Annotated in this window: 14 protein-coding genes; 5 read left to right on the top strand and 9 right to left on the bottom strand. The window is 65.9% G+C overall.

The genetic code is table 11. The annotated features are described in order from the left end of the window. Positions 1 to 29: 29 nt before the first annotated feature. Positions 30 to 515, bottom strand: coding sequence for a peptidylprolyl isomerase (locus FIV02_RS19430; protein ID WP_037050891.1), 486 nt, complete (start codon positions 513 to 515; stop codon positions 30 to 32). 137 nt (positions 516 to 652) lie between these two features. On the opposite strand from FIV02_RS19430, the gene FIV02_RS25375 reads away from it, so the two are divergent. The 4 genes from FIV02_RS25375 (at position 653) to FIV02_RS19450 (ending at position 5,249) form a co-directional block, all read left to right on the top strand. Next, positions 653 to 811: a DUF3565 domain-containing protein gene (locus FIV02_RS25375; protein WP_371923288.1), complete on the top strand. Its 159-nt coding sequence runs from the start codon at positions 653 to 655 to the stop codon at positions 809 to 811. Further along, complete coding sequence (locus FIV02_RS19440; protein ID WP_152489540.1) at positions 812 to 1,996, top strand: acetate kinase; 1,185 nt, start codon at positions 812 to 814, stop codon at positions 1,994 to 1,996. Between the two features lie 9 nt (positions 1,997 to 2,005). Further along, complete coding sequence (gene pta / locus FIV02_RS19445) at positions 2,006 to 4,099, top strand: phosphate acetyltransferase (RefSeq protein WP_152489541.1); 2,094 nt, start codon at positions 2,006 to 2,008, stop codon at positions 4,097 to 4,099. 253 nt (positions 4,100 to 4,352) lie between these two features. Then, complete coding sequence (locus FIV02_RS19450; RefSeq protein WP_152489542.1) at positions 4,353 to 5,249, top strand: acyltransferase; 897 nt, start codon at positions 4,353 to 4,355, stop codon at positions 5,247 to 5,249. 15 nt (positions 5,250 to 5,264) lie between these two features. Here the strand turns inward: FIV02_RS19450 and FIV02_RS19455 are convergent, their stop codons facing one another. The 6 genes from FIV02_RS19455 to FIV02_RS19480 form a co-directional block, all read right to left on the bottom strand. Continuing rightward, the gene (locus FIV02_RS19455; RefSeq protein ID WP_047592237.1) at positions 5,265 to 7,412 is read right to left on the bottom strand and encodes a bifunctional diguanylate cyclase/phosphodiesterase; all 2,148 of its coding nucleotides are present in this window, start codon (positions 7,410 to 7,412) and stop codon (positions 5,265 to 5,267) included. 44 nt (positions 7,413 to 7,456) lie between these two features. Continuing rightward, positions 7,457 to 11,173 (bottom strand): response regulator, encoded by a 3,717-nt coding sequence (locus tag FIV02_RS19460; protein ID WP_152489543.1) that lies wholly within the window; start codon positions 11,171 to 11,173, stop codon positions 7,457 to 7,459. Between the two features lie 230 nt (positions 11,174 to 11,403). Next, a complete protein-coding gene (locus FIV02_RS19465; protein ID WP_037050901.1) occupies positions 11,404 to 12,060 on the bottom strand; it encodes an OmpA family protein in 657 nt (218 codons plus the stop codon). A 149-nt stretch (positions 12,061 to 12,209) separates the two neighbouring features. Further along, positions 12,210 to 12,878, bottom strand: coding sequence for an OmpA family protein (locus FIV02_RS19470; protein ID WP_152489544.1), 669 nt, complete (start codon positions 12,876 to 12,878; stop codon positions 12,210 to 12,212). A 64-nt stretch (positions 12,879 to 12,942) separates the two neighbouring features. Continuing rightward, positions 12,943 to 13,590: an MBL fold metallo-hydrolase gene (locus FIV02_RS19475; protein ID WP_152489545.1), complete on the bottom strand. Its 648-nt coding sequence runs from the start codon at positions 13,588 to 13,590 to the stop codon at positions 12,943 to 12,945. Continuing rightward, positions 13,590 to 14,612, bottom strand: a complete 1,023-nt coding sequence (locus FIV02_RS19480; RefSeq protein ID WP_152489546.1) for an AraC family transcriptional regulator — start codon at positions 14,610 to 14,612, stop codon at positions 13,590 to 13,592. The genes FIV02_RS19475 and FIV02_RS19480 overlap by 1 nt, the downstream gene beginning before the upstream one ends. Positions 14,613 to 14,825: 213 nt before the next feature. On the opposite strand from FIV02_RS19480, the gene FIV02_RS19485 reads away from it, so the two are divergent. Continuing rightward, on the top strand, positions 14,826 to 15,671 hold the full coding sequence (locus tag FIV02_RS19485; RefSeq protein ID WP_152489547.1) for a metal-dependent hydrolase: 846 nt from the start codon (positions 14,826 to 14,828) through the stop codon (positions 15,669 to 15,671). A 71-nt stretch (positions 15,672 to 15,742) separates the two neighbouring features. Here FIV02_RS19485 and FIV02_RS19490 read toward each other — a convergent pair whose 3' ends face one another. Together FIV02_RS19490 and FIV02_RS19495 are read right to left on the bottom strand one after the other, a co-directional pair. Beyond that, positions 15,743 to 16,684, bottom strand: a complete 942-nt coding sequence (locus tag FIV02_RS19490) for an alpha/beta fold hydrolase (RefSeq protein ID WP_047592289.1) — start codon at positions 16,682 to 16,684, stop codon at positions 15,743 to 15,745. A gap of 86 nt (positions 16,685 to 16,770) precedes the next feature. Beyond that, the gene (locus tag FIV02_RS19495) at positions 16,771 to 17,436 is read right to left on the bottom strand and encodes a TetR/AcrR family transcriptional regulator (protein WP_152489548.1); all 666 of its coding nucleotides are present in this window, start codon (positions 17,434 to 17,436) and stop codon (positions 16,771 to 16,773) included. Positions 17,437 to 17,447 lie beyond the last annotated feature (11 nt).

The following is a 17,447-nucleotide window of genomic DNA, read 5'->3' on the forward strand; positions in this document are numbered from 1 at the left end:
GAACGACCGCAAGTCGCCCGACAGGCAACTCAGTGGTGGTGACCACCTTCGCCATGGATGTGACCGTGGGCCACTTCTTCGGCACTGGCTTCACGCACATCGACGACCTTGACCTTGAAGTTCAGGCGCTGGCCAGCCAGCGGGTGGTTGCCGTCGACGGTCACGTCGTCGCCGTCGATATCACGGATGGTGACGATCTGCATGCTGCCGTCCGGGCCGGACGCATGGAACTGCATGCCCACTTCCAGGGTGTCGACGCCTTCGAACATGGCGCGGCTCAGGGTCGCGACCAGCTCGGCGCTGTATTCGCCGTAGGCTTCTTCCGGCTCGACGGAGACTTCGACTTCGTCACCCGCCTGCTTGCCCACCAGGGCCTTCTCCAGGCCGACGATGATGTTGCCGGCGCCATGCAGGTACACCAGCGGCGCGCCGCCAGCGGAGCTGTCGATCACCTCGCCGGCATCGTTGGTCAGGGTATAGTCGATGGAGACGGCCTTGTTGGCGGCGATCAGCATGTGGAGACCTTTTGCGAAAGAGAAATGAACGGTCAAGTCTAACCAAGGCTGGCCGCGATTGCGACCCGACCCCGGACAAACGGGCCGCATGGATCGTTGATTTTCGTCAGGATGAACATGGCGATTGGCTGGCAGTCTTGTCTTGTGGTCATACTCAGCATGTACGCCACCGACCGCCCTGGCAGAATCGGCCCTGGGTACTCGATCCCGAACAGCGCCAGGCCAGGCTGGGCAGCCCATTCGCCTGTGGCTGGTGCGCCAAGGATCGGTCGCACGAACCCTCCAAGGAAGCTTAAATGTCGGCACGCAACATTCTGGTGATCAACTGCGGCAGTTCGTCGATCAAGTTCGCGCTGGTCAACGAGGCACAAGAAACCTTCATCCTCAGCGGCCTGGCCGAGCGTCTGGGCAGCCCCGAGGCGGTCCTGCACTGGCGGCTGAGTGAACACAAGGACAGCCTGGCGCTGCCAGGCGCGGACCACCGTCAGGCGCTGTCCCATCTGCTACCGATCGTGCAGCAGGCCGCAGCCGGCGCCCTGCACGGCATTGGCCACCGCGTGGTGCACGGCGGTGAGCACTTCTCCGGCGCCAGCCGCCTGGACGCCTCCAGCCTGCACAGCATCCGCCAGATCGCACCACTGGCGCCGCTGCACAACCCCGCCAATCTGCAGGGCATCGAAGCGGCGATGAAACTGTTCCCGGACCTGGTCCAGGTGGCGGTCTTCGACACCGCCTTCCACCAGACCCTGCCCGAACACGCCTTCCGCTACGCCGTCCCGCAGGCGCTGTACGCCGAACATGGCGTGCGCCGCTACGGTTTCCACGGCACCAGCCACCGCTACGTCAGCCAGAAGGCCGCGCAGATGAGCGGTCTGGCGGTCGAGGCCAGCAGTTGGCTGGTAGCCCACCTGGGCAACGGCAGCTCCACTTGCGCCGTGGAGAACGGCCTCAGCCGTGACACCAGCATGGGGCTGACCCCGCTGGAAGGCCTGGTGATGGGCACACGCAGCGGTGACGTCGACCCCAACCTGCACAGCCACCTGGCGCGAACCCTGGGCTGGAGCCTGGAACAGATCGACGCCATGCTCAACCACGACAGCGGCCTGCTCGGCCTTTCCGGGCTGTCCAACGACATGCGCACGCTGGAGCAGGCGCGCGAGCAGGGCCATCCCGGCGCCACCCTGGCCATCGAGGTGTTCTGCTACCGCCTGGCCAAGTCGCTGGCCGCCATGAGCTGCGCCCTGCAGCGTCTCGACGGTGTGGTCTTCACCGGCGGCATCGGCGAGAACTCGGCGCTGATCCGGCGCAAGACCCTCGACCATCTCGGCCTGCTCGGGCTGAAGCTCGACGAGCAGGCCAACGCCCGCTGCATACGCGGCATCGCCGGCGCGATTCATGCGCCAGGCCACCCGCGCGTGCTGGTGGTGCCCACCAATGAAGAGCGGCAGATCGCCCTCGACACCCTTGCCCTGCTCGACTGAGGCTTTTTCATGCACACATTCTTCATCGCCCCCACCGGTTTCGGTGTCGGTCTCACGTCCATCAGCCTCGGCCTGGTCGGTGCCCTGGAGCGCAGCGGCCTGAAGGTCGGCTTCTTCAAGCCCATCGCCCAGCCGCATGCCGGTGACCTCGGGCCGGAGCGCTCCAGTGAACTGATCGCCCGCACCCATGGCCTGCACTCGCCCAAGCCGCTGCCACTCAGCCATGTCGAGCGCATGCTCGGCGACGGCCAGCTGGACGAGCTGCTGGAGGAAATCATCAGCCTCTATCAGCAGGCAGCCGCCGGCAAGGACGTGGTCATCGTCGAAGGCATGGTGCCGACACGCCACGCCAGCTACGCCGCGCGCGTCAACTTCCACCTGGCCAAGAGCCTGGACGCCGACGTGATTCTGGTCAGCGCCCCGGAGGACGAGAGCCTCACCGAACTGTCCGACCGCGTCGAGATCCAGGCCCAGCTGTTCGGTGGGCCGAAAGACCCGAAGGTACTCGGGGTGATCCTCAACAAGGTACGCAGCGAGGACGGCATCGATGCCTTCGCCGAGCGCCTGGAAGACCTGTCGCCGCTGCTCAAGAGCGGCGACTTCCGCCTGCTCGGCTGCATCCCCTGGCAGGACGAACTGAACGCGCCGCGCACCAAGGACGTCGCCGAGCTGCTCGGCGCCCGCATCCTCAATGCCGGTGACTACGAGCAGCGGCGCATGATGAAGATCGTGCTCTGCGCCCGCGCCGTGGCCAACAGCGTGCAGCTGCTCAAGCCCGGCACCCTGGTAGTGACGCCCGGCGACCGTGACGACATCATTCTCTCGGCCTGCCTGGCCGCGATGAACGGCGTGCCGCTGGCCGGCCTGCTGCTGTGCAGCGATTTCGCCCCCGACCCGCGCATCATGGAGCTGTGCCAGGGAGCCCTGGCCAGCGGCCTGCCGGTGATGACGGTAAGCACTGGTTCCTATGACACCGCCACCCACCTCAACCGCCTGAACAAGGAAATCCCGCTGGATGACCGCGAGCGCTCGGAGAAGGTCTCCGACTTCGTCGCCGGGCACATCGACCATGACTGGCTGCGCACCCGCTGCGGCACGCCGCGCGAACTGCGCATGTCGCCACCGGCATTCCGCTATCAGCTGGTGCAGCGGGCCAAGGCCGCTGCCAAGCGGATCGTCCTGCCCGAGGGCAGCGAACCGCGTACCGTGCAGGCTGCCGCCATCTGCCAGGCGCGCGGCATCGCCCGCTGCGTGTTGCTGGCCAAGCCGGAAGACGTGCAGGCCATGGCGCGTGCGCAGGGCATCGAGCTGCCGGACGGGCTGGAAATCCTCGACCCGGACCTGATTCGTGGTCGCTATGTCGAGCCGATGGTCGAGCTGCGCAAGGGCAAGGGCCTGAATGCGCCGATGGCCGAGGCACAACTGGAAGACACCGTGGTGCTGGGCACCATGATGCTGGCGCTGGATGAGGTCGACGGCCTGGTGTCCGGCGCCATCCACACCACCGCCAACACCATTCGCCCGGCCCTGCAGCTGATCAAGACCGCTCCTGGTTACAACTTGGTGTCCTCGGTGTTCTTCATGCTGCTGCCGGACCAGGTGCTGGTCTATGGCGACTGCGCGGTGAACCCCGATCCAAACGCCGAGCAACTGGCCGAGATCGCCCTGCAGAGCGCCGCCTCCGCGCAGGCCTTCGGCATTGCGCCGAGAGTGGCGATGCTCAGCTACTCCACCGGCGACTCCGGCAGTGGCGAGGAAGTGGAGAAGGTCCGCGCAGCGACCCGCCTGGCTCGCGAGAAACGCCCGGAGCTGCCACTCGACGGCCCGTTGCAGTACGATGCCGCCGCCATTGAAAGCGTCGGCCGGCAGAAGGCGCCGAACAGCCCGGTCGCCGGGCGTGCCACGGTGTTCGTGTTCCCCGACCTGAACACCGGCAACACCACCTACAAGGCCGTGCAGCGCAGCGCCGACTGCATCAGCGTCGGCCCCATGCTGCAGGGCCTGCGCAAGCCGGTGAACGACCTGTCGCGCGGTGCGCTGGTCGATGACATCGTCTATACCATCGCGCTGACGGCGATTCAGGCGGCGGACCTGCCGAGCTGACTCCGGGAATGCGCCATGTACCGCAACGAACCGGGCGCATCGACGGCCGGCGTGCATGGCGCAAGCCCGAGGCCGGCGAAACCCTCTGGTCATGGCTGGCACTTGCAGGTCAGTGCACAGCCGTTAACCTTGGCGCCGAACCAGCTCGCCGCACGCAATGCCGCAGCTCTTTCAACCGCAACGGGGCTCAGCGAAAGCCCCATTCTCAGGCTGCCCGCCGGGCGTGCAGCCTGCCTACGGAGGCGTTCGCCCGATGCTGCACTTTCTCCCTGCGCCACTGCGCGGCCTGATCGCCGGGCTGCTGCTGGCACTCAACACGCTGTTCTGGTGCTGGCCGCTGTTCATCGTCGCCCTGCTGAAACTGCTGCTGCCGTTCGCCCCCATCCAGCGCGCGCTGCGCTTCGTCATGCACGGCATCGCGGAAAGCTGGATCGGCGTCAACAAGTTCTGGATGCGCCTGGTCGGCACCATCGAATGGAACGTCCAGGGCCTGGAGCACTTCGATACCCGGCACTCCTACCTGGTGACCAGCAACCACCAGAGCTGGGTCGACATCCTCGTGCTGCAGTACCTGCTCAACCGGCGCATGCCGCTGCTGAAGTTCTTCCTCAAGCAGGAGCTGATCTGGGTCCCTGTGATCGGCCTGTGCTGGTGGGCGCTGGAGTTTCCGTTCATGAAGCGCTTCAGCAAGGAGTACCTGGCCAAGTACCCGGAGAAACGCGGCCAGGACCTGGCCACCACTCGCAAGGCGTGCGCCCGCTACAAGACCAACCCGGTGGCGGTGTTCAACTTCCTCGAAGGCACCCGCCTGACCCCGGCCAAGCACGCCCAGCAGCAATCGCCGTTCAGGCATCTGCTCAAGCCCAAGGCTGGCGGCATCGCCTTCGTGCTGGACGCCATGGGCGAGCAACTGCACGCCATCGTCAACGTCACCATTCACTACCCGCACGGCGTGCCGGGCTTCTGGGACCTGCTCTGCGGTCGCCTGGACGCCGTCCAGGTGCGTTTCCGGCAGGTCGACATCCCGCGTGAATTCATCGGCCGCAACTACGACCAGGACGAGGACTACCGTCGGGCCTTCCAGCAGTGGGTCAACCGTCTGTGGGAAGAGAAGGACGCGGAGCTCGCCAGCCTGCACCAGCAGGCCTGAGCGACGCCGCCGGGGTCAGTCCTCGCGCGGCAGCGGCAACGTACTCCAGTCCAGCTGGGCCGGCACCCGCAAGGCAGTGCCGGCCGGCACCCCCGGCGCCACCAGAAAGCCCTGCATGAAGTTGCAGTGATGCTGCACCAGCCACTCGCGCTGGGCCTGGGTCTCGACCCCTTCGGCAATCACCTCCAGGCCCAGATGGCGGCCGAGATCGATGATGGTGCTGACCACTGCGGCATCGCGCGGTGAATCGAGCATGTTGGCGATGAACAGGCGGTCGATCTTCAGCGTATCCAGTTCGAAGTGGCGCAAATAGGCCAGCGAAGAATAGCCGGTGCCGAAATCGTCGATGGCGATCTTCACCCCCAGTTCCCGCAGGTGACGCAGCTGCGCCTGGGTCAGCTCCAGGTCCTGCATCAGGGCGCTCTCGGTCACCTCGACCTCCAGCTGGCTGGGCTTGAGGCCATGGGAGTCGAGGACACGCTGCAGGTCGGTGACCAGCTGTGGCATGCCGAACTGCACCGGGCTGACGTTCAGGCTCAGCACCATGTCCTCGCCGAACTGGCGCTTGAAGATCGCCAGCTGCCTGGCCCCTTCCCGGAATATCCACTCGCCCAGGCGATTGATCAGCCGCGTTTCCTCCAGCAAGGGGATGAACACGTTGGGCGCCACCGTTCCGGCGACCCGATGCTGCCAGCGCAGCAAGGCCTCGAAGCCGCGCAGGCGTCCGCTCGCCAGTTCGAACTGCGGCTGGTAGACCAGCACGAAATCGTCGTTCTCGATGGCATGGCGCAGGCTTTCCTCGAGCATCAGCCGAGAGCGCGCACGCCCGTTCATCTCCGGCGAGAAGAAGCGGTACTGCTGGCGCCCGGCACGCTTGGCCTCGTACATCGCCATGTCGGCGGAACGCAGCAGGCCCTCGACGTTCTGCCCGCATTCGGGGAAGCAGGCGATGCCGACGCTGGCGCCCAGGGTGACATCGACACCGTCGAGGGTGTGGCGCACCGACACCAGCTCGATCAGCTTCTCCGCCACCCGCGCGGCGTCTTCCGGGTGGCCGAGGTTGTCCAGCAATGCGGTGAACTCATCGCCACCGATGCGTGCCAGGCTGTCGTATGGCCGCAGGCAGGCCTTGAGCTGCTCGCCGACCCGGCGCAGCAACTGGTCGCCGACATCATGACCGAGCGAATCGTTGATGCGCTTGAAGCCGTCCAGATCCAGATAGAGCACCGCGAGCCGCTGGCCACTGCGCTCGATGCGCGCCAGCGACGACTCCAGGGCCTGGTGAAAACCGCGCCGATTGAGCAGGCCGGTCAGGGAGTCGGTCACGGCCTGCGATTCCAGCTGTGCGTGAAGATTGCGCACCACCGACATGTCCAGGGCGATGACCACCATGGCCCGTTGCAGCCTGGGCAGTGGCGAACAGGACAGCGCCACCGGCAGGCAACCGCCATCGAGCGTGCGCATCATCGCCTCGTGCACGCGGTAGGTCGCCTCGCGCTTGAAGTGCAGATAGAACTCGGACTGCTGCCAGCCACCCTCGCAGGCAGGATTCTTGAGAAACGACAGCAGGTCGACGCCCTCCAGGTCCCCCACCTCGCCGCCGAGCATCTGCGCCATGGCCGGGTTGGCGAACTGGATACGCCCGTCCTCCCCGACCACCAGGATGCCTTCGGCGGCATTGGCCAGGACCGACGCATTGAAGGCGCGAGCACGGTCGAGCTGCAGCGACAGGTGTTGCAGCTCCATACGGTTGCTTTCGTGCTCCAGCAGGCTCTGAATCTTGTGCCGCAACACGCTGGGATCGAAGGGTTTGAGGACGAAGTCCACGGCACCGGTGCTGTACCCGCGCAGCACCGCTTCATGGGTCTGGGCGATGGCCGAGACGAAGATGATGGGCGTCAGCCGGGTGCGCGGGTTGCCGCGCATCAGGCGGGCGACCTCGAAGCCGTCCATGCCCGGCATCTGCACATCCAGCAGGACCAGGCCGACATCGTCCTCGAGCAGATAACGCAGGGCCTCCTCGCCCGACTTGGCACAGCGCAGCTGCCACTCGCCATCCTCGAGCAGCGCCTGCATGGCCTCGAGGTTCTCTATACGGTCGTCCACCACCAGCAGCGTCTGTTTGGCGGGTATGGCAGCGGTCTTGCTCTGCGCCTGGGCCATCACTACTCCTCTATCCTTCGCCCTTGCATCAGTTGCTCCTGAGATCAGGGTAGATCATTGCCGGTCGATGGCACGGCTGACATGCCCAGCCAGTGCTCCAGCATGGCCAGCAGCTCATCGCGCTTGACCGGCTTGGCCATGTAGTCGTCGGCGCCCGCGGTGATGCACTTCTCGCGATCGCCCTTCATGGCGTGCGCGGTGAGGGCGATGATCGGGATCACGCAGCCATGTTCCTGCTTGAGCAGGCGTGTCGCGGTATAGCCATCCATGTTGGGCATCGCCATGTCCATCAGGATCAGGTCGAAGGGCTCACGCTGGTAGCTGGCGATGGCCTCGACCCCATCGGTGGCCGAGCTGACCTGCAACCCGGCCTCGTCGAGCAGCGCGGTCAGCGCATAGACGTTACGCACGTCGTCATCGACCAGCAGGATGCGTCGCCCCTGCAGGCTGCCGGCCTGAGGATCGGCCTGCTGCGGCGCCCGCACGTCGCCCAGGAAGCCCTGCACCGCCTGGCACAGCGCCTGGGTATCGTCGCCATGCTTGCGCACCACCACGGCACTGTAGCGACGCAGGCGCTGCAGGGTCTGCTGGGTCACGTCCACCCCGGTATTGATGACGATGCGCGTCCCCTGCAGCGAGCGCATCTGGTTGAGGCTGTCGAGCAGGGCGAAGCCGTCCTGGTCGGGCAGGTCCAGGTCGATCACCAGCGCGCAGAACTGCCCCTGCGCATACGCCAGGCGCGCCTGCTCGCCGTCGGCGCACGCGCAGACCTTGAACCCCAGCGCGGTCAGTTGCTCACGGTAGTGCTCGCGCTCCACATCCACGTCCTCGACCAGTAGCAGCGCGGCCTCCTGCGCCGCACCATGCTGCAGTTCGATGAAGACCTGTTCCAGCTCGTCGGTGCCGATCGGCTTGACCAGATAGCGCGTGCCGTCGTCGTTCCAGCCCGCCGGCTGCGGTACGCAGGAGATGATGTGCACCGGTGTATGACGATGCGTCGGCTGGGCACGCAGCCGCCGGAACAGCTGCCAGCCGCTGAGATCCGGCAGGAGGATGTCGAGGATCACCGCATTGAACGACTCCTGCTGCAACACCCCCAGCGCCTGCAGGCCGGTGCGGCAGTGGACGCTGGAGAAGCCGTGGGAATGGGCCTCCTCAGCGATCACTGCGGCGAAATTGGCGTCATCCTCGACGATCAGCAACGGCGGCCCCTCGCCGGCGCGTTGCGGCCCCTCGACAGGCGCCTCGACATTCATCGGCGCGACCTGCACCGGCAACCTGACGGTGAAGGTGGAACCCTGCCCCGGTGCGCTCTGCAGGCTGATGTCGCCATCCAGCGCCAGGACCAGCTGGCGGGTGATCGCCAGCCCCAGGCCGGTACCGCCGAAACGGCGGCTGGTGGAACCGTCGATCTGCTGGAAGGCCTGGAAGATCTGCTCGTGCTGCGCCGGATCGATGCCGATCCCGCTGTCCCGCACGCTGAAGCACAGCAGCTCGCGCTCGTCATCCTGGCGTCCCTCGCTGCTGACAGTCAGGGTGACCTCGCCGTGGTCGGTGAACTTCAACGCGTTGGACAGCAGGTTGCGCAGGATCTGGTGCAGACGCACGCGGTCGGTATGGATCACGCGCGGTACGCCGGCGTCGAGCTGCGTATGCAGACGCAGCCCCTTGAGTTCGGCCATCGGCCGCAGGCTGGCATCCAGCTCCACCAGCACATCCTGCATGTTGATCGGCTCGAGCTTGAGCTGCATGCGCCCGGATTCGACCTTGGCCAGGTCGAGCACATCGTTGATCAGCTGCAACAGGTCGCTGCCGGCACGGTGCACGATGTCGGCATGCTTGCTCTGCTTCTCCGTCAGGTTGCCCGCCAGGTTCTGCCGCAACTGGTCGCTGAGGATCAGAATGCTGTTGAGCGGCGTGCGCAGCTCATGCGACATGTTGGCGAGGAACTCGGACTTGTAGCGGTTGGCCAGCAGCAGCTGCTCGGCCTGCTCGCGCAGCTTCTGTTCGGCGGCCTTGCGCTCGCTGATGTCGATGATCACTGCCTGCACCAGGCTCTCGTCCCCGCTGCGAATGGGCGAAAGGCCCACCTCCAGGGGGATCATCCGCCCCTCGCGATGCAGGCCGAACAGCTCGCGATTACCGCCCATGCGCCGTTGCTCGGGCATGGCCTGGTAGCCACGGCGCATCGCCACATGGCTGCCGCGTTGCGCCGCCGGCAGCAGCATCTCGACCGGCTCACCCAGCAGCATCTGCCGCTCGTAGCCGAACAGCAGCTCGGTCTGGCGGTTGACCATGGCGATACGACCGAGCCCGTCAACCAGCAGGATGGCGTTGGGTGACGCCTCCACCACCAGACGGAAGCGCTCCTCCGCCACCTTGCGCGCACGCAGGTCGACCAGGTTGATCAGGTAGCTGCTGCCCTCGTGCAACGGATTCAGGCTGATGCTGACCGGAATCGATTCGCCACGCAGCGTGCGCACCGTGCGTTCGTCGCTCTCGGCCAGCTGTTGCTGCAGGTCCTTGGGCGATTCGATATTGGCCAGCATGCGCAGGACCGATTCGCCGTGCAGCGCGTTCAGCGGGCAGTCGAACAGCTCCGCCGCGCTGCGGTTGGCCATCTCGATCCGCCCCTCGGCGTCGCAGAGCAGCGTGGCGACCGGCAGGCGCTCGACCAGCAGGCGGAAGCGTTCCTCGCGCTCCTGCAGGGCCTGCCCTGCCATCTCGCTGATCTTCAGCTTGCGTTCGCGCTGATAGAGGAAACCGCCGACCAGCAGCGACAGCATCAGGGCCGCGGCAAGCCCCGCCCAGAGCCCCAGTGTGCCGGTTCGATCGATCAGCCCGCGCTCGTACTCCGGCGTGCCGAACACCTCCAGTTGCCAGGTGCGGCCATACAACGACAGTTCCTGCTGATAGCTGAACAGCGGTGACCAGTCATTGCCACCGACCTCCTGGCTGAGCAGTTGCAGGTCGCTGGCGCCGGGGTCCTTGAGCTGGATGTCGAACAGCCGCGTCTGCCGTCCGAGAATCCCCTCGATGAGGTCCTGGCTGCGAAATGCGCCGTGGACGAGCCCCAGCAAGGCGGCCTGGCGTTGCTCGGCGGAGTTGACCGGCACCCCCGGACGATACACGGGCAGGTAGAGCAGCACGCCGGACTGGACGTTGACATCCACCTCCTGGCGCAGCACCAGCGGCCCGCTCAGACTCGCCTCGCCGGTATCGACACTGCGTGCGATGGCGGTGCGGCGAACCGTCTCGCTGAGCATGTCGTAGCCGAGCACGCGCCTGTTGCGCCAATCCAGCGGGCTGACGTAGTCGATCGGCAGGTAGTGCTCGCGATCACCGCTGGGGAAGATCTGGTAGTCGAGGCGCCCGTCGCCCTTCACCTCCGCGGCGAAGTCGGGCAGTTGCTCGGGCGTCAGGTAGCGTGACCAGGCGACAGCCTGGATACCGGGATAGCGGTCCTGCAGTTGCAGCTGGTCCACGGCTCGCTCCCACTCCGCGAGCGTGACCTGGTCACTGCCGATCATCAGGCCTGCGATGCCCCGCAACACCATCTCGTAGGCCTGCATGCGCGCCAGCACACGCTGGCCGATGTCCTGGGCTTCCTGCTGGAAGCGCCTCTGGCTCTCCTCCCGCTCGCGCTCCTGCAGGGTATTCCACTGCCAGAAGATCAGACCACTCAGCCCCAGCATGAGACCGAGCGCCACCAGCAACGGTGTCCAGGGCCGTGGCGGCCGCTTGACAGCTCTGTCGTCCATTCACACTCCTTCGGTCATCCAGAACCAACACCGGCAGCTGAGCTGCCCGCGGGCTTTACAGAACCACAAAAAGCATTCTAGTCAGGTTTTGAATGACTGGCCTTTTGCCAGGGGAGATACGACAGGCGGTCAGAAAACGCGACGACAAGCGCCAGCCCGGCGGCGGGTGGCCCGCGCGGCGGACACAAAAAAGCCCCCGGAGCGGGGGCTTTCCTCAGCCTGGCGACGCCTCAGAGCGGGCGCAGGTTGATCTCGACACGGCGGTTCTGCGCGCGCCCTGCCTCGCTGGCGTTGCTCGCGATCGGCTGGCTCGGGCCCGCGCCGTACGCGGAGATGCGCTGGCCGGGTACACCGTTGGCCGTCAGGTAGTTGGCCACGCTCTGCGCGCGACGCTGCGACAGGCTCTGGTTGAGCTCCTGCGAACCGGTGCTGTCGGTGTGACCGACGATGTTCACACCGTTCTTGTCGAACTCCTTGAACACCAGCACCAGCGAGTTGAGCGTCGGGTAGAAGCCGCTGGAGATGTCGGCGGAATTGCTGGCGAAGGTGATGTTGCCCGGCATGATCAGCTTCAGGTCGTCGCCATTGCGCTGGACCTGCACGCCGGTCCCCTGCAGGGTCTGGCGCAGCTTGGCCTCCTGGGTGTCGACGTAGTAGCCGTAGCCACCGCCCGCCGCGCCACCGACGGCTGCGCCGATCAGCGCGCCCTTGGCACGATCCTTCTTGCTCGAGGTCGCCGCACCGATCACCGCGCCGGTCACCGCGCCGACACCGCCATAGATACCGGCTTTACCAGCCTGCTGCTCACCGGTGTAGGGGTTGGTGGTGCAGCCAGCCAACATGGCCATGAGCGCAGTGGCTGCGATCAGATTACGCCTAGTTTTCATAAGGTTTCCTTTGAGATTTCTTCTGGTATCGGGCAGACATGCCGCAGTCTTCGAGCGCCTCGAGGGCCGCGAAGTTCAACCCTAGCTTAGCAGCCGGCGCATGGCAGGACTGCGACACAGGGCCAATCCGGCCACTCGTTGCGCGGGTGTCACTGCACGCCCGGCAGCGGCCGCAGGGTCACTTCGACACGCCGGTTCTGTGCCCGGCCCTCGGCCGTGGCATTGCTTGCCAGCGGTTGGTCCGGCCCCATGCCCCGCGTGCTCAGGCGACCCGGATCGACGCCCTGCGCCAGCAGGTAGTCCGCGACGCTCTGCGCCCGGCGCTGCGACAGGTCCATGTTGTAGGCGTGCGAACCCGTGCTGTCGGTGTGGCCGACGATCTCGATACTGTTCTGGTTGTACTGGCGAAACGAGTTGGCCAGGTTGTTCAGCGGCTGATAGAAGCTGCTGGATATCTGTGCCGAGTCGGTGGCAAAGGTGATGTTGCCGGGCATGACCAGCTGGATCACGTCGCCCTGGCGCTGCACCTCCACACCAGTGCCCTGCATGCTGCGGCGCAGCTCTTCTTCCTGCTTGTCGGCGTAGTAGCCGTAGCCCGCCGCAGCGGCACCGGCGACGGCGGCGCCGATCAGCGCACCCTTGCCGCGGTTGTCGTGGTTGATCAAGGCGCCGGCCGCGGCGCCCGCAAGCGCCCCGATACCGCCATAGGTGGCGGCCCGGTTGGGGCTGGGGGCGCTCTGGTCATAGGGATTCTGCGAAGCGCAGCCGCCCAGCAGCAGCGCGGAGGAACACAGGGCAATCAGCGTCGAGCGGAACATGAAGGCATCTCCATGAACGGGGGATGATGGCCTTTTGATCGGCATTCGCTCGATTAGTGCCCCGTCAGGCGCGAATAAAGGGGTTCTCGCGCATCTCGTCACCCAGTCGCGTGTCGGGACCATGGCCGGTCACCACCGTGGCCTCTTCATCCAGGCGGTACAGGCGCTGTTTGATCGAGCGCTCGATGGTGGCGTAGTCACCTCCCCACAGGTCGGTACGCCCGATGCCCCGGCGGAACAGCGTGTCCCCCGCGATCAGCAGCTTGGCCTCCTCGAACCAGAAGCTCATCGAGCCGGGCGTGTGCCCGGGTGTATGCAGGGCCACGCCACAGCCGCAGGCCAGCTCCTCGTCGTCATCCAGCCAGCGGTCCGGCGCCGGCACCGGCGTGTAGGGCACGCCGAACATGCTGCACTGCATCTCCAGGTTGTCCCAGAGGAACTGATCCTCCTTGTGCAGGTGCAGCGTCGCTCCGGTCTTCTCCTTCATCTGCCCGGACGCGAGGAAGTGATCGAGGTGGGCATGGGTGTGGATGATGCTCACGACCTTGAGCCCGTGGGCATCCAGGCGCGCCATGATCAGATCGGGGTTGCCACCCGGATCGACCACGATGGCCTTCTTCGTCAGCGGGTCACCGATGATGGTGCAGTTGCACTGCAGCGGGCCGACGGGAAAGGTTTCGCGGATCAGGGCTGGGCGTTCGGCGGTGCTCATCAGGGGGCCTCGTTGCGGTAGTCGACGGGCAGTTTACCGGTCCACTTGCGGAATGCACGACGGAAGTTGGACGGGTCGCTGAAGCCCAGCAGCTGCGCGATTTCATACAGCGGCAGGTGCGTGGTGGTCAGGTACTGCACAGCCAGGCGCCGGCGCACATCATCCAGCACCTGCTGATAACTGGTGCCCATCTGTGCCAGGTGCCGGCGCAGGCTGCGACCGCTGGTGTGCAGGGCGCTTGCCGCGCTGTCCAGATCGGGAAAGTCGCCAGGGCGGGCGAGCAACAACCGGCGCACGCGCGTGAGCAGGCCATCCTGCACATCGAGGCTGGCCAGCAGCGCCTCGCACTGCTGCTCGCACATCTGCACCGTGGCCGGGTTGGCCAGCGCCATCGGGCGCTGCAGGTAGTGCCGCGGCAGACGCAGCCAGTGGCAGGGCTGCTCGAACTGCGCAGCGACGCCGAACACCTCGGCATAACGCCCGGCATAGTCCGGCGCGGCATGGGCGAAGCCGACCGCGAGGCCCTGCAGCGCTTCGCCCAGGAGAAAACGCGCGATGGTGTGGATGCTGGTCAGCAGCCCCTCGGCGGCGAAACGCGACTGCGGCCCCATGGGGAACGACTCGACCGCACGCAGCTCCATGGCATCGCCCTGCTCCACCAGTTCCAGGTCGAAGGCCAGGCCCAGCACGCGGTAATACTTCAAGGCGAACTGCAGCGCCTTGCCCAGATCCGCGCTGGACAGCACGGCATAGCCGAGGATGCCATGGGTGGAAACGTTGAGCCGCTGCCCCAGCACCAGGCCGAGCGCCGGTTCTCCACAGCGCTCCAGTGCGGCCTGGGTGAGCAGGTGGAAATCGAGGAAGGACAGGCGGCCATTGGGGCTGCCCAGTACTTCGGGGCGGACCCGTGCGGCGGCGAACAGCTCGCCGCGTGCCTGGCCCAGTTCTTCGGCCAGCGCCAGCAATGCCTCGGCGTAGGCCACGGGCACCAGTTCGGCGGTGAGGTTGAGGGCGTGCTTCATTGAGGGGTTGTTCCGGCGACTGGCCGTAAATGACCGTCCTGAACGCAGACCTTAACCCAGCACATCGCTGTTCGCGGTCGCACTGCCCCCCTAACTTTCTGCTGGAAAAACGAGCTGGCCAGATATGACTGTCACCTTGGCTGTTACGAACCTGTGACGAGCCGCGCATGGCGCTCATAGTGGACGCCAGTCAAACAGCGCAATGGAGCCCTCATGGCCAGCACCACACCGGAAGGATTGCAGATTCGCCCCAGACACATGGACTTCGATCTGCCCAACCCGCTGCCGCGCCACTGGAACGGCGGCGACGCCTTCAAGACCCACCTGTTCGATGCCATGTCGGTGTTGTTTCCCGACGGCGAACGCTTCTTCATCGATTCGGTGCGCCACTTCCGCGACCGCATCGACGACCCGGTGCTCAAGGAGCAGATTCGCGGCTTCATCGGCCAGGAAGGCCATCACAGCCGCGAGCATCTCGAGTACAGCCAGCGCCTGCGTGACCTGGGTTACAACGTCGAGCGCATCGAGAAGCGTGCCCGCGCGCGCATCCGCTATACGCAGAAGAAGTTCTCGCCGCAGCGGCAACTGGCGGCGACCGCCGCACTGGAACACATCACCGCGATCATGGCCGACGGCCTGCTGAGAAACGACGTGCAGATGGCCGACGCGCATCCGACCCTGGCCCGCCTCTGGCGCTGGCATGCGCTGGAGGAGACCGAGCACAAGGCAGTCGCCTTCGACGTCTACAACCAGGTGTGTGGCAGTCGCAAGCTGCTGCGCCGGGCAATGCTCATGGGCACCTTCTTCTTCGTGCTCGATACCACCCGTGGCCTGGCGCACATGCTCAAGGTCGACGGCCTGCTGTGGAACTGGCGCGTATGGCGCGACGGCATCCGCTGGATGTGGGGCAAGGAAGGTGTTTTCCGCCCGTTGATCGGCACCTATCTGGACTTCTTCAAGGACGGTTTCCACCCCTGGGAGCATGACAATCTCAACCTACTGCACGCCACCCGCGAAGAGTTCGACGGCAGCCCGCAGGTCCAGGCCAGCGCCGCCTGAGGCGCTGCCGCAGCCAGGCGAAGCATGAAAAAGCCCGGCTCTGGCCGGGCTTTTTCATGCCCAGTGCGCGCTCAGCCCTTGAGGAACCTCATGGCATCGGCGGCGCTCTGCTCGGGGATTTCCTCCATGGGGATATGCCCGACGCCGGCATAGACCTTGACCTCGATCCCCGGCAGATCACGCTGCCACAGCGGCACGTGACGGGGCGAAATCCAGCGGTCGCGTTCGCCCCACATCAGCAAGGTCGGGGCCTGGATCTGCGCGACCCGCTCGGGCGTCGCGTGCAACTCCTCCTTGTTGACCTTCAGCAGCACACGGAAGATATCCATCATGCCGCGGCGATTGCCCGGCCTGCGTGACAGGTCGTAGTAGCGATCGACCACACCGGGCTTGATACGCCCCGGCTCGCCATAGACCTCCTTGATGCCCTGGGCGATCAGCGCGCGCGGCATCCACATCGGCATGGCCAGGGTGGCGCCAGGCAACGCCGCGGCGGCAATCATCCAGGGCACCTTGCGCATGGGGTAGCCGGCCGGATCGATGAGCACCAGCTTGCCCACACGCTGCGGCTGGGCCAGGGCGAAGTTCCAGGCGATGTAGCCGCCCAGGGAGTTGCCGGCGATATCGGCCTTCTCCACCTGCAGGTAATCGAGCAACAGGCCCAGCACGTGGATCATGCGCTCGGCCGAGTAGCGGCCATCACGCGCGGGGCCGGTCAGGCCGAAGCCCGGCACGTCGAAGCGGATGATGCGGTAGTCGGGCGCGAATGCCTGCACCCAGGCATCCCAGGTATGCAGCGAGGCGACCACGCCATGGATCATCACCAGCGCCGGTTTGCCACGACTGCCCTCGTCCCGGTAATGGATGTTGAAGCCGTCGAGTTCGATGTAGCGTGAGCCCTGCTGCGCATTGCCGTAACGCTCCTTGAGGCGTTCCAGGGGCAAGGCGCCGAAGCCCAGGCGGGCGAAACCGGCAGCGAGCGGCGGTTGCAGGGACAGGCTGTTGGCGGTCATGCACGGTACCTCGATCTTGTTGTAGGTAACGTGCATCAGAGCATGAGTCGCGCTGCGTTAGTGCCCAACCTTGGGACTGTTCCCGCTCAGCATGGGCACAGCGACGCGATCAGCAGATCCCCCAGGACGGTCTTGGCCTGCTCGATCTCCACGCGGCTGGCGTTGCGCCCGAGCAGGTCGAGGGAGGCCGCCTCGAGCGCCCAGATCAGCGCCTGGTAAACCAGCGGATCGCGCGGTGCGAGCTCGGGCTCCAGACGCTCGACCAGCAGTCGCAGCATCTCCTGGTGCGCTCGCTGGCGATGGACCGCCAGCGGTGACTGCGCACGCAAGGCTTCCTCCTGCATCAGGCGAATGATCGGCCCGACCGCCAGGTGATAGTCGAAGAAGCGCCCGACCATCGCCCGCAACCACTCCTGCGGGCTCCCGGCGACCTGCTGCATCTCGCGAAAACGCGCGAGCAACAGCTGCACCGAAGTCTGGTAGATGCCTTCGAGCACCTGTGCCTTGTTGGCGAAGTACTTGTAGAAGGTTCGACGCGACACCTGCGCAGCGTCCAGCAGGTCGTTGACCGTCGCCTGCTCCACCCCCTTGCGGGCGAACACGCCGATGGCCGCCAGCTGGATATTGGTACGCTGCAGATGGCCGACCAGCGGCCCCTCGCCGCCTTCGCCCTGCTGCAAGGCTAGCGCGCCGTAACCGCCCAGGTCCTCGAATACCGCCCGTATCGCACCGTGCCCGGCCAACTCGTCCATGCCCCGTCCCA

It is taken from the genome of Pseudomonas sp. THAF187a (assembly GCF_009363395.1).
In the GTDB taxonomy this organism is placed as follows: Bacteria; Pseudomonadota; Gammaproteobacteria; order Pseudomonadales; family Pseudomonadaceae; genus Aquipseudomonas; species Aquipseudomonas khazarica.